Annotated in this window: 11 protein-coding genes; 10 read left to right on the top strand and 1 reads right to left on the bottom strand. The window is 51.9% G+C overall.

The features are described from left to right. Window positions 1-15: 15 nt before the first annotated feature. The 9 genes from ABJM21_RS08860 to ABJM21_RS08820 are packed head-to-tail and all read left to right on the top strand — an operon-like array spanning window position 16 to window position 9,393. Window positions 16-633, top strand: coding sequence for an NADH-quinone oxidoreductase subunit J (locus ABJM21_RS08860; RefSeq protein ID WP_348301691.1), 618 nt, complete (start codon window positions 16-18; stop codon window positions 631-633). Further along, complete coding sequence (gene nuoK, locus ABJM21_RS08855; protein WP_348301502.1) at window positions 630-935, top strand: NADH-quinone oxidoreductase subunit NuoK; 306 nt, start codon at window positions 630-632, stop codon at window positions 933-935. Before ABJM21_RS08860 ends, nuoK begins: the two co-directional genes overlap by 4 nt. Window positions 936-939: 4 nt before the next feature. After that, window positions 940-2,958, top strand: coding sequence for an NADH-quinone oxidoreductase subunit L (gene nuoL, locus ABJM21_RS08850; RefSeq protein ID WP_348301503.1), 2,019 nt, complete (start codon window positions 940-942; stop codon window positions 2,956-2,958). Continuing rightward, complete coding sequence (locus ABJM21_RS08845) at window positions 2,958-4,505, top strand: NADH-quinone oxidoreductase subunit M (protein WP_348301504.1); 1,548 nt, start codon at window positions 2,958-2,960, stop codon at window positions 4,503-4,505. The genes nuoL and ABJM21_RS08845 overlap by 1 nt, the downstream gene beginning before the upstream one ends. Continuing rightward, complete coding sequence (gene nuoN, locus ABJM21_RS08840; RefSeq protein ID WP_348301505.1) at window positions 4,505-5,959, top strand: NADH-quinone oxidoreductase subunit NuoN; 1,455 nt, start codon at window positions 4,505-4,507, stop codon at window positions 5,957-5,959. The genes ABJM21_RS08845 and nuoN overlap by 1 nt, the downstream gene beginning before the upstream one ends. Then, on the top strand, window positions 5,953-6,672 hold the full coding sequence (locus tag ABJM21_RS08835; protein ID WP_348372826.1) for a biotin--[acetyl-CoA-carboxylase] ligase: 720 nt from the start codon (window positions 5,953-5,955) through the stop codon (window positions 6,670-6,672). Before nuoN ends, ABJM21_RS08835 begins: the two co-directional genes overlap by 7 nt. Window positions 6,673-6,687: 15 nt before the next feature. Beyond that, the gene (locus tag ABJM21_RS08830; protein WP_348301506.1) at window positions 6,688-7,467 is read left to right on the top strand and encodes a type III pantothenate kinase; all 780 of its coding nucleotides are present in this window, start codon (window positions 6,688-6,690) and stop codon (window positions 7,465-7,467) included. A gap of 2 nt (window positions 7,468-7,469) precedes the next feature. Beyond that, entirely contained in the window at window positions 7,470-9,107 is a 1,638-nt protein-coding gene (locus tag ABJM21_RS08825; RefSeq protein WP_348301693.1) for a ribonuclease J, read from the top strand. A gap of 4 nt (window positions 9,108-9,111) precedes the next feature. Beyond that, on the top strand, window positions 9,112-9,393 hold the full coding sequence (locus ABJM21_RS08820; RefSeq protein WP_348301507.1) for a DUF1467 family protein: 282 nt from the start codon (window positions 9,112-9,114) through the stop codon (window positions 9,391-9,393). Window positions 9,394-9,406: 13 nt separating this feature from the next. On the opposite strand, the gene ABJM21_RS08815 is transcribed toward ABJM21_RS08820, so the two are convergent. Next, window positions 9,407-11,695, bottom strand: coding sequence for a hypothetical protein (locus tag ABJM21_RS08815; protein ID WP_348372053.1), 2,289 nt, complete (start codon window positions 11,693-11,695; stop codon window positions 9,407-9,409). A gap of 126 nt (window positions 11,696-11,821) precedes the next feature. Between ABJM21_RS08815 and ABJM21_RS08810 the strand changes: the two genes are divergently transcribed. Then, entirely contained in the window at window positions 11,822-12,130 is a 309-nt protein-coding gene (locus tag ABJM21_RS08810; protein WP_348301509.1) for an Hpt domain-containing protein, read from the top strand. The last annotated feature ends 57 nt before the right edge of the window (window positions 12,131-12,187 follow it).

The following is a 12,187-nucleotide window of genomic DNA, read 5'->3' as shown; positions in this document are numbered from 1 at the left end:
GTTACGGAAACCGTTATAATGCAAATATTTGCTTTCTATCTGTTCGCATCGGTCGTCATTGCCAGCGCCGCCTTTTGCATCTTTGCGCGTAATCCTGTGCACAGCGTTTTGTGGCTGATTCTCGCGTTTTTTAATGCTGCTGGATTGATGTTGCTGGTGGGCGCGGAATTTATCGCGGCTTTGCTGATCATCGTCTATGTCGGCGCCGTGGCGGTCCTGTTCCTGTTCGTTGTGATGATGCTCGACATTGATTTTTCGGAACTGCGCGCCGGGTTTATGAAAAACCTGCCACTAGGTTTGTTACTGGCTTTGATTCTGGCCGCAGAATTTGTCATTTTTGGCGCGCTGTCCTGGTCCTCTGCTGGCATGGGCGAAGCCAATGCGGTCGTCGGACCTCCGGCGGGTGGGCCTTCCAATATCGAAGCGTTGGGCACGTTGCTCTTCACAAAATATGTCTTTTTGTTTGAAGCCGCTGGCATGATCCTGCTGGTTGCCATGGTTGGCGCCATTGTTCTTACCAATCGGAAGCGCGGCGGCGTCCGGGTTCAGAATATTCAAGAGCAAGTCAGACGGCGTCCAGAAGACGCCACGCGCAATACACAGCCCGAAGTGGGCAAGGGGGTCGAGCTATGATCGGCGTAGAACATTATCTGGTGGTCAGTTCCATCCTGTTCGTGATGGGGATGCTTGGTATTTTCCTGAATAGAAAGAATATCATCATCATCCTGATGGCGATTGAATTGATCTTGCTCGCTGTAAACCTGAACCTCGTCGCTTTTAGCGCTTTTCTGGGTGATATGACGGGTCAGGTCTTCGCAATGTTGGTGCTTACGGTTGCAGCGGGCGAAGCGGCAATCGGGCTTGCTATATTGGTTATCTATTTCCGTCAGCGCGGCACAATCGCCGTTGATGATGTCAACCGGATGAAGGGTTAAGGACTTGACGATCCAGCTTATCGTTTTCCTGCCCTTGCTGGCAGCAATAGTCGCAGGCTTTGGCAATCGCATGATTGGCAATGTCCCGGCAAAATTCGTTACAACCGGGGCTTTATTCGTTTCTTGTGCGCTGAGCTGGCCGGTCTTTATCGACTATATCATGCTCGCGCGGGCGGCCGAGGTGGTACCGGTACTGACATGGGTGCAGTCGGGCGATTTGAATTTTGAATGGGCATTGCGGGTCGATGCACTAACCGCTGTGATGCTGGTTGTGGTCACAACGGTTTCGGCCTTAGTCCACCTTTATAGCTGGGGCTATATGGATGAAGATCCCGATCAACCCAGGTTTTTCGCTTATTTGTCGTTGTTTACCTTCGCCATGTTGATGCTGGTGACGGCCGATAATCTGGTCCAGATGTTCTTCGGTTGGGAAGGGGTTGGCCTTGCATCCTATCTGCTGATCGGTTTCTGGTTCAAGAAACCGAGCGCAAGCGCGGCGGCGATTAAAGCCTTTGTCGTCAACCGCGTTGGTGACCTCGGCTTCATGCTAGGCATTTTCGGAACCTTCCTGGTTTTCGGAACGGTATCCATTCCCGAAATTCTGGAAGCTGCACCGGCGATGGCGGGATCGACAATTACCTTTGCCGGTATGCGGCTTGATACAATGACAATCCTTTGTCTTCTGTTGTTTGTCGGCGCAATGGGCAAGTCTGCGCAATTGGGTCTGCACACCTGGCTACCGGACGCGATGGAAGGGCCGACACCTGTTTCTGCGCTGATCCACGCAGCGACGATGGTTACTGCGGGTGTCTTCATGGTTTGCCGCCTGTCGCCCATGTTTGAAACAAGCGAAGTGGCTCTGGCGGTCGTTACCGTGGTCGGTGCCTCTACCGCGATTTTTGCGGCAACGGTCGGTCTTGTCCAAACCGATATCAAGCGCGTGATTGCTTATTCCACCTGCTCACAGCTCGGCTATATGTTCTTTGCCGCTGGCGTGGGAGCCTATAGCGCAGCGATGTTCCATCTGTTCACCCACGCTTTCTTCAAGGCGCTTTTGTTCCTTGGTGCCGGCTCGGTGATCCACGCGATGCATCACGAGCAGGACATGCGCTATTATGGCGGCTTGCGGAAAGAAATTCCACTGACCTTCTGGGCTATGATGGCAGGGACGCTGGCGATTACGGGTGTCGGTATTATTCATATTGGTGCTATCCCGGCATTGGGCTTTGCTGGCTTTTTCTCAAAAGATGCAATTATTGAAGCGGCATATGCAAGTGGTACCAGCACTGGTCAGTTCGCCTTTGCTATCGGCGTGCTCGCGGCATTGCTGACAAGCTTCTATAGCTGGCGGCTGATGTTCTTGACCTTCTGGGGCACGCCGCGCTGGATTCAGTCTGAGCATATTCAACATAGTGTGCATAAGACGCCGGAAACGGCCGAAGATTCAACCGGTGGTTACCATCCTCATGAAAGCCCACTTTCGATGTTAATTCCTCTGGGTGTCCTTTCTCTAGGCGCCATCGCAGCGGGTTATATTTTCCACTATAGCTTTATTGACGCGACGGACGGATATCGGTTCTGGGCTGGAAGTTTGGCGTTTGATCGCGGGTTAATGCATGCGATTCACGAGGTTCCCTACGCTGTTAAACTGTCTTCGACCTTTGCCATGCTGATCGGTCTGACAACCGCATTTTTGATGTATTTCCGCGGGAAAGATCGTCCAGCGCGTCTCGCTGCGACCTTCCAGCCGGTCTATAATTTCTTCTTCAACAAATGGTATTTTGACGAGTTGTATGACCTCATCTTTGTCCGTCCTGCTTTCTGGTTTGGCCGGCTGTTTTGGAAAACGGGCGATGAAGGCACGATTGATCGCTTTGGTCCTAATGGCGTCGCAGCGGTTGTCGCTAGCGGTGCAGGTATCGCGAAGAAATTCCAAACCGGATATCTCTATAGCTATGCGCTTGTCATGCTGCTGGGATTGGCGGCTGCAGTGACGTGGCTTATTGTGCGGGGAGCGAACTGATGAACCAGCTTGATTTCCCAATCCTGTCGCTGATGATGGGTCTGCCGATGCTGGCCGCGATCATTTGTCTTTTCCTAAACGCACAGGCCGCACGGCTATTGGCGCTTGTTACGACGCTGGTACTGTTCGCTCTTGGTGTCGTTCTTTGGGCCAATTACGATATTGGCGGTCCGCAATGGCAGTATGTTGAACGGGTGGAAATGTTCGGCAACTTTGCCTGGGCCCTGGGCATAGACGGTATTTCCATGATGCTGATCATGCTCACCGTGTTCCTGATGCCGATCTGTATCGGCGCCAGCTGGGAGTCGATCAAGGACCGCGTCGGTGAGTATATGGCGGCTTTCCTATTCATGGAAGTGCTGATGATCGGCGTGTTTGCCGCGCAGGATATATTCCTGTTCTACATCCTGTTCGAGGCTGGCCTGATCCCGATGTATCTGATCATCGGTATCTGGGGCGGTGCAAACCGGATCTACGCGAGTTACAAATTCTTCCTCTACACATTGCTCGGTTCCGTTGTGATGCTGATCGCTATGCTGTGGATGGTTCAGGATGCTGGAACCAGCGATATCCCAACCTTGCTAAACTATGATTTTGCGCCCGAGGCCCAGACTTGGCTCTGGCTAGCGTTCTTCGCCAGCTTCGCGGTCAAAATGCCGATGTGGCCGGTTCATACATGGCTCCCTGATGCACACGTTCAGGCACCAACTGCCGGTTCCGTGATATTGGCGGGCGTGTTGCTGAAAATGGGCGGCTATGGCTTCCTGCGTTTCTCGATCCCGATGTTCCCTGAAGCTTCCGAGCAATTTATCTGGCTGATCTTTGGCCTGTCGATGGTTGCAGTAATTTATACGTCGTTGGTTGCGCTGGTGCAGCAGGATATGAAGAAGCTGATCGCCTATTCATCTGTCGCCCATATGGCTATTGTGACGCTGGGGCTATTCGCCTTTAACCGTCAAGGCATCGAAGGTGCGATCATTGTTATGCTGAGCCACGGTCTGGTATCGGGCGCGCTCTTCCTTTGTGTTGGGGTGATATATGATCGCCTGCATACAAGAGAAATAGATCGTTATGGTGGGCTTTCGATCAACATGCCGAAATATGCAGTCCTGTTCATGCTGTTCACAATGGCTTCCATCGGTTTGCCGGGAACCAGCGGTTTTGTGGGTGAGTTTCTCTCGCTTGTAGGTCTCTACAAGGTGAATAGCTGGGTCACGCTGGTCGCGACGACCGGAATAATATTGGGCGCGGGTTACATGTTATACCTCTATCGCCGGGTCGCTTTTGGCGAGCTGGTGCATGAAGATGTCAAAGCCATGCCTGATCTTTCTGCCCGTGAAATGGCACTGTTGGCACCTATTGCGGCGGCAGTGATGTGGATGGGTGTCTATCCGGAAAGCTTCCTGGCACCGATCCGTGGGGATGTCGGAGCGCTCGTCGCCCGAATTGACCGCGCCGCGCCAGAGGGGGATGCACATTTGAAAATGGGGCAAGCAAAAGCCGGAACGACCCATGAAACAGAAGCTGGTCATGGGGAGTCGCACTAATGGACTATAGACTTTCACTGATATTTACGCTGCCCGAGATCATCCTGACGGTAAGTAGTCTGATTTTGCTGCTGGTCGCGGCTTTTGGCGGCGTCAAATCGGCGCGGTTGGTTACGATCCTCTCTGTGGCGGCTCTGTTTGGTGCGTCCGCCTATGCGTTGGAATTTCTGACGAACCCTTCCTTTGAATTTGGCGGAGATGCATTTTACGGCCTCTATCGTATGGATGGCTTCGGCAGTTTCGCGAAACTGCTGATCTATTTCGCGGCGATTATATCGTTGATTGTGGCTCCGCGCTTTTTCAAGGATAGCGGCGCTTATCGCCCGGAATATCCGGTGCTGATCTTATTTGCTACCATCGGTATGGGCATGATGGTATCGGCTGTCGACATGATGACGCTCTATATCGGGCTAGAGCTTAACAGCCTGTCCGCTTATGTAATGGCGAGCTTCATCCGCAATGATGTGCGGTCATCCGAAGCCGGATTGAAATATTTTGTTCTGGGCGCTTTGGCCAGCGGGATGCTGTTATTCGGAATTTCGCTTGTCTATGGCTTCGCGGGCTCAACCAGCTTCTCGGTCATTGGCGATACTTTGACGGGTAAGCTTTCTACCGGCCCGTTAATCGGAGTAGTGCTGGTGCTTGCCGGTTTGGCGTTTAAGATCAGCGCTGTGCCTTTCCATATGTGGACGCCGGATGTTTATGAAGGCGCTCCAACACCGGTTACTGCCTTTTTCGCAAGTGCGCCAAAAGTGGCTGCCATCGCGCTCACCGTGCGGGTGATTATCGACGCCTTTGGTGGCCAGACTTCAACGTGGCAGCAGATTATCGTCTTTGTGGCACTGGCTTCGATTGTTCTTGGCGCGGTTGCAGCCATTGGTCAGCAAAATATCAAACGGTTGCTTGCCTTCAGTTCGATTAACAATGTCGGTTTTCTGTTAATCGGCTTAGCTGCCGGCACAGCGCAGGGCATTTCCGCCATGCTTTTCTATCTTGTGATCTATGTTGCCATGACACTGGGAAGCTTCATTTGCGTTATGGAAATGCGGGATGCCGATGGAAAACAACTTGAATCACTATCAAGCTTGGCCGGTCTTTCACAAACGCGTCCAGGCCTGGCAGCGGCTTTCGCTGTGTTCATGTTCTCGCTGGCAGGTATTCCGCCGCTATTCGGTTTCTGGGGCAAGTTTCTAGTCTTTGATGCCGCTGTCGCTGCGGGCATGTTGCCGCTGGCGGTGATCGGTATTGCTGCATCGGTTATTGGCGCTTTCTATTATATCAAAGTCGTCAAAATCATCTATTTCGATGATCCGTCCGGCGAGATTGTTCAGACAGGTCACAAGACTGAAAATGGTTTGATAGCGCTGATGGCCTTGGCGGTTTCACCGCTCGGTTATCTGGCCATTCCGGTTCTGGCGCCTGTAACAGCGACCGCGGCTCAGGCTTTATTCTGACCTTCAATATCGAGACTATAGCTCAGACCGCATCAACTAATGCGGACATGAAAACGCGCGCCCTTGGCGGTGCCGATGAGGGGCTTTGGCTCCGGGCTGAAAAACAGAGCGGAGGTATTGGCCGATTGGGCCGCAAATGGGAAAGCCCAGAAGGCAATCTTTATTGCAGCACGTTGGTGCGCTGCCGCCGCGACGACCCGGCTCCATCAAGTTTGTCTTTTGTCGCTGCATTGGCCGTACATAAAGCGATTGGCACGCATCTCCCCCACGACGATTTTTGGTTGAAATGGCCGAATGATATTTTGGTTTCTGGCTTGAAGATTTGCGGTATTTTACTGGAACGCGCTGGCGACGCTGTCGTTGTTGGCATTGGAGTGAATGTCTCTGTGGCTCCAGAATTGGACGGCCGTATTGTGACGAGCCTGCATAACGAAGGAAGTGACCCTGCATTAGCGCCAGGATCATTACTGGAATCGCTCGCGGGGTATTTCGCCGAAACGCTTGTCGAATGGCGGCAATCGGGTTTGACGAGTATATTGGATGCTTGGCAGAAACGGGCACACCCGCTCGGAACGCGCTTATCGACCAGTGATGCCAATGGGCAGCCCTTGGAGGGCGAATATGCCGGTCTTTCTAGTGACGGTGCACTGCGCTTGAGAAAGCATGATGGAACGCTTATCGATATACATGCCGGCGACGTAAATGTCGGATAGAAGAAAGGGTCAATAATGCTGCTCGCTATAGATGCCGGTAATACCAATGTCGTGTTTGCACTTTTCGATGGCTCTGAAATCAAGGCCCGTTGGCGGATTGCCACGGATCCTCGCCGAACTGCTGATGAGTATGTCGTTTGGCTGCGACAGTTGCTGGAACTGAATGATTTGGGTTTAGATGCCGTCGATGCGGTGATTATTGGCACGGTGGTCCCGCGGGCGCTGCACAATCTGACTGTTTTGTCTGAGAAATATTTCGGTGTAACGCCGCTTGTCGCCGGACGCGGAGATGCAGAGTGGGGCGTTGCGCTGGATGTGGCACAACCGGATACGGTTGGAGCTGACCGGGTGCTCAACATCATCGCTGCGCATGAGACCTATAAGCAGGATATCGTGATTATCGACTTTGGCACGGCCACGACTTTTGATGTCGCAGATTATGACGGTGCTTATAAAGGGGGTGTGATTGCGCCCGGTATAAACCTGTCGCTTGATGCTTTGGTCGGTAAAACAGCACAATTGCCGCGCATTGCGTTGGAAGCGCCAGACGATGACAATGTCATTGGACGCACGACAGAGAGTCAGATGCTGATCGGTATCTTCTGGGGCTATGTCGGAATGATCGAGGGGCTGGTGCAGCGCACGAAAGTGCAAATAGGGCGCCCTACCAAAGTCATAGCGACGGGCGGTCTTTCCGTGCTATTTGATGAACATACGGACGTATTTGATCATCTTGAGTCCGACCTTACCTTGCGCGGACTGTTAATCCTCTACCAGAGAGCAACCAACACCTAATGATAAAACCAAAAAACGAACTTCTCTTCCTGGCTCTTGGCGGGTCAGCGGAGATTGGCATGAACGTCAATCTTTATGGTTGCGATGGCAAATGGGTCATGGTGGACTTGGGCATGACGTTTTCCGATCCGGGCTATCCTGGTATTGACCTGATTTTGCCCGATCTGGAATTTATTGAAAAACAGTCGAAGAACCTACTGGGGATAGTTCTGACTCATGGTCATGAAGATCATATTGGGGCGATTCCCTATTTCGCTGGTGAACTGGATGTCCCGCTTTATGCGACACCTTTTACGGCGGGTTTGATACGGCGCAAGCTGGAAGAAGCGGGCCTGGAAAATGACGTAGAACTGAACATCATTCCAAATGAAGGCAGTTTCGACCTTGGACCTTTTGGATTCCGTTATTTGCCGATTGCGCACAGCATTGCAGAAGGCAATGCGCTTCTGATCGATACGCCTTATGGTAAGATATTTCATACCGGCGACTGGAAGTTGGATGATGAACCCATGCTGGGGGTGCCGTCAACGCCGGAGCAGTTCAGCGCCGTTGGTGATGAAGGCATATTGGCGATGGTTTGCGATTCTACAAACGTCTTTAACGATGCTCCATCCGGGTCCGAAGGGGATGTGTATCGTAACTTGATGCGTGTCGTTGAAAATCTCGATAATCGAGTTTTGGTGACGACATTTGCCTCTAACGCGGCACGGCTTCAAACTCTTGGTGAAGTGGCGAAACATTCCGGACGGCAGTTATGCGTTGCTGGGCGATCACTTGATCGCATGATCGAAAACTCGCGTGAAAATGGTTACCTGAAAGACTTTCCTCCTACCGTTAGTTTCGATGATGCAATGAATATCCCGCGCGACGAGATCATGATTATCGCGACAGGCGGGCAGGGCGAAGCGCGGGCTGCACTCGGCCGTATTGCGGGCGATACGCACAAGATTAAATTGACGGAAGGAGACCACGTCTTGTTCTCCTCCAAACAGATACCCGGTAATGAAATTGCCATTGGCCGCATTCAGAATCAGCTGGCCGCCAAAGGTGTCGTTATGATTACCGATCGGCAGGAGCATATCCATGTGTCGGGTCATCCTGGCCGTCCAGAATTGGCCGAAATGTATAAATGGATCCGTCCGGAGATATTGGTGCCGGTCCATGGTGAAGTTCGGCATATGAAGGAACAAGCGCGCTTTGCCGATGAGCAGGGTGTCCCCCAAACGATATTCCAGCAAAATGGTGATGTTGTTCGCTTGGCTCCCGATGGACCGAAAATCCTGCGTCAAGAACGAACCGGGCGACTGGTCGTTGATGGCGATGTTATCATTCCTGCGGATGGCAAGACGCTTAACGAGCGACGGAAAATCGCCTATAATGGTATGATTTCTGTGGCGATAGGGCTGAATGCCAAGGGCAAAATTTCGGGTCAACCGTTGCTTCGGCTATCAGGTGTTCCTTTGGAAGAAGATGAAGAAGATTTCCTGGATGAGATTTGTGATAAAATTGCCAAGACATTTAAGAAGCCAATTGGCGATATTGATCGTTTTTCGGAAGAAGTTCGATTGATGGTTCGGCGCAGCGCGACCGAATGGACCGGGAAGAAGCCCATTGTCGCGGTGTTGGTGGTCGAGGCCTAACCTTATGGAATGGACATCTGTAATTGCCATATATGTTCTGTTTTGGGTGATTTCTGCCTTCATCATTCTGCCCTTTGGGATACGCAGCTATGCGGAAACAGGTGCTGAAATGGTCAGGGGACAAGCCGATGGCGCTCCGACAAATTTCAAGCCGGGCAGGGTCTTATTGTACACGACGTTGCTCGCAACATTCGCGTTTGTGCTATTTTATTTCAACTATACCAACCAATGGATCACCGTCGAAGATATCGACTTTTTCGGAAGTATCGAACGTATGGGGCTATAGTTAGCCGGTCCAGTTAACTGCGAAGGCGCTCAATTGCCTGTGCCAATGCGACGTAGAGCTTACCGATGTCCGATGACAGCAAGGTAACGCTGACCGCACTGCCATCGCGGGTCGCAAGTACGCCGCGAAGCATGGTTTCGAAATCATGGATGTAGCGGTTCACATGTTCACGGAACTCGGAATTGCTGTCATATTCTGACAGTATCTCCCGGACTTCACCGGCATCCAGCAAGCGCACGGCGCGGCGCGTAAATATACCGCGGTCCCCTTTGAGATAAGCGGCCCATTCGGTGTCCGTTACCTCATTCGACAGCAGCTTGGTCACATCGATTGCTGTAGAGTTTAGCGATTCCGTAAGCGATGCAACACGGCGCGTGAAATTCTCTTCGCTGCTCTGCTCGGCCTTTTCTTTGGCGAACAATATCCGCTGTTCGAGCTTGACCGTCATTTCTTCAATAGTGTTGAGCTGATTGGTCAGGTGTCCTGCTGTCGACTCTGTCGTGGCCACGGCATTGGAGACGGCCTTTTCGAGCTTGGGCGCAATCGACGTGATCTTCTCGTCGATGATCTTGTTCAGCGCTTCCTCGCTTACTTTCTCAAATGCTTCGGCAGAGCCGGATATCGAGTTTTCCAGTGCTTCGCGAGAATGTTCCGATGCCTGTCGCGCAGTTTCTTTCACGCGAAGCAGGGCGCTAATGAGTTTTTCTCCGGCGCTTTCGGCCAAAGCTTCATTTTGATCACGAACTTCCTGTAATTCTTTTGCTAGACCTTCGATTTTCCCAAGAACATTATCGGTTGCAATATTTCCATCATGACTAAGCTTCGCGAGCTTCGCACGCTGCTCTTCAATGGCTTCATCTGATTTTTCAATTTTCGCCGTGACCTCTTCGGTTACTGTACCGACTTTCGATGCTTCTTCGGACATCCGGCTGAATGAGGCAAAACTATCTTCTGTTTTCGCATTCATTCGCTCAAAGGCCGCAGGTAGCGTTTCATCAAGCTCACGGGCACTGCTATCAAGCGCCACCATCAGCTGTTCAATCCGCTCAATCATGCCATCAGCAGTGCCATGGCCTTCTTCAATGGATTTTTTGAGTGCGCTGCTATTCTGTTCAAGCGCCGTCATGGCGAAGGCAAGTTTGGCGGTCTTCTCGCCGCTTTCATTGTCGAGCGTTTCCACTTGAGTGGAAATTTCGACTATGTTTTCATTGAGCTCCGCAACCAACTCTTTCAGGCGGGCCTCTTCATCATCCGCAGCCTTGCCGACACTGGTCATTGTCTCTTCCAATGCTGCGAGATCGGCCTTGATTGCCTGTGAGCTTTCCGAAGTCTCAGTTGCCAGTTCGGCGCGCGTTTCGTGGAGCGCTTCGATTACTTCTGCGGACGCATTTTTCAAAACGCCTGCGATGCGATTGGTGCCGGTTTCAGCCTCAGCCAATTGGACAATAAATTTCTTTTTGATGTCATCGGCGGTCGTCGCAAGGTTGTCGAGCGATTCTTCGGACCGTTGAGTCAGTTCATCCAGACTTTGCTTGGCAGCCGTTCCCACATCTCCCACGCGCTTGAGCGTGGTGACCATGGCGGCAATTTCAGCTTGTGCAGATCGGCCTGAATTCCCGATTTGGTTTGTCACATCTTTGGCGGTGTTTATCACGACAGGTAGATGCTCACGCAGCTGTTCAAGATTCTTATAGGCCGCCCCGCCAACATCATCCAATTTCTTCATTTTGGACAAGCCATCGCTCAGAGCAGATTTGATGTTGCTCGCCGCACTGTTCAATTTCTCAGAAGACTGGCTGCCTAATGTTTCCAACTCTCTCGTTTCACCAGCAAGGAACTCGCGCGCCATCGCCAGTTCATTATTCACTGTCTTCAAGCGATATTCCAGTTGTTCGGATTCTGCGCGCAAAGACGATCCGACATCATCAAAGCGTTTTGCCTCCCGCGTGCTGTTTCTCATGTAGAGGAGATACAAGATGGTTAGCATCACTACAGGCATGCAATATTGCGAGAAGAGATCGATTCCGCCTTTCATGGAGGGAACCGTGGTAAAAATGTCGCGATAGACCCAAAGGAACAAGCCGGTCCAAATCGCCATGGAAAAACCCAATAGCGTCGGGGCTATATAGTGGGCTTTTGAAGAGGGGCCAACATCCTCATCCGCATAGTGGCTCCAGTCATCATCGCCACTGAGCTCATCAACTTGTTGATCTGCATCGATTTCCTCGACACTCTCGCGATCTTCATCGCTAAGCTCGAGGGCTTCGTCGCCATCTGTTTCGTCAATTTCGACATGCTCCATATGAGGCTCCGTGCCCCGGTCACGCCTGATTCCGATAATTTTTGATCCACCTGTCATGATTCTCATTTACCATTAAATGTCGCCGGGAGAAACTATAAGTTAACCATGGCACCTTAGAAAAGCCTCATGTCATTTGATTACGGAGCGCTCGACGCGGCATTGGCCGCAGCTGTAGGTGACGATCAGTCGCTTATCGCCGAGCTACGCACAGCCTTTTTGGAAAGCGCGAAACGGCAAGTTGATTTGCTGCATCGGGCACGTTGTGATGCCAATTGGCAATACGCCGCATGGCGCCTGAAAGGGCTGGCAGCCAGTTTCGGAGCAACGCAGGTTCTTATATTGGCGGAGGAGGCGGCAACGGCTGCCCCGGGTGAGCCAACAGTGCTGAGAAGGCTTGAACAAGCGATTGCGACGATCGAAGATCATCGCGACTAGTTGGACCGAATATCAGTGACACACTGCCAGCAGATATCGCTTTTATGCTACTGCTGA

Source organism: Parasphingorhabdus sp. (assembly GCF_039977335.1).
Classification (GTDB): domain Bacteria; phylum Pseudomonadota; class Alphaproteobacteria; order Sphingomonadales; family Sphingomonadaceae; genus Parasphingorhabdus.
Note: the sequence above shows the minus strand (reverse complement) of the source record. Positions and strands in the feature narration are given on the sequence as shown.

What these genes read in the sequence shown, in the direction of transcription:
- ABJM21_RS08845 (WP_348301504.1), top strand. Translation starts at nt 2,958, where the DNA reads ATGAACCAGCTTGATTTCCCAATCCTGTCGCTGATGATGGGTCTGCCG.
- ABJM21_RS08820 (WP_348301507.1), top strand. Translation starts at nt 9,112, where the DNA reads ATGGAATGGACATCTGTAATTGCCATATATGTTCTGTTTTGGGTGATT.
- ABJM21_RS08810 (WP_348301509.1), top strand. Translation starts at nt 11,822, where the DNA reads ATGTCATTTGATTACGGAGCGCTCGACGCGGCATTGGCCGCAGCTGTA.
- nuoK (WP_348301502.1), top strand. Translation starts at nt 630, where the DNA reads ATGATCGGCGTAGAACATTATCTGGTGGTCAGTTCCATCCTGTTCGTG.
- ABJM21_RS08815 (WP_348372053.1), bottom strand. Translation starts at nt 11,695, where the DNA reads ATGGAGCATGTCGAAATTGACGAAACAGATGGCGACGAAGCCCTCGAG.
- ABJM21_RS08830 (WP_348301506.1), top strand. Translation starts at nt 6,688, where the DNA reads ATGCTGCTCGCTATAGATGCCGGTAATACCAATGTCGTGTTTGCACTT.
- nuoN (WP_348301505.1), top strand. Translation starts at nt 4,505, where the DNA reads ATGGACTATAGACTTTCACTGATATTTACGCTGCCCGAGATCATCCTG.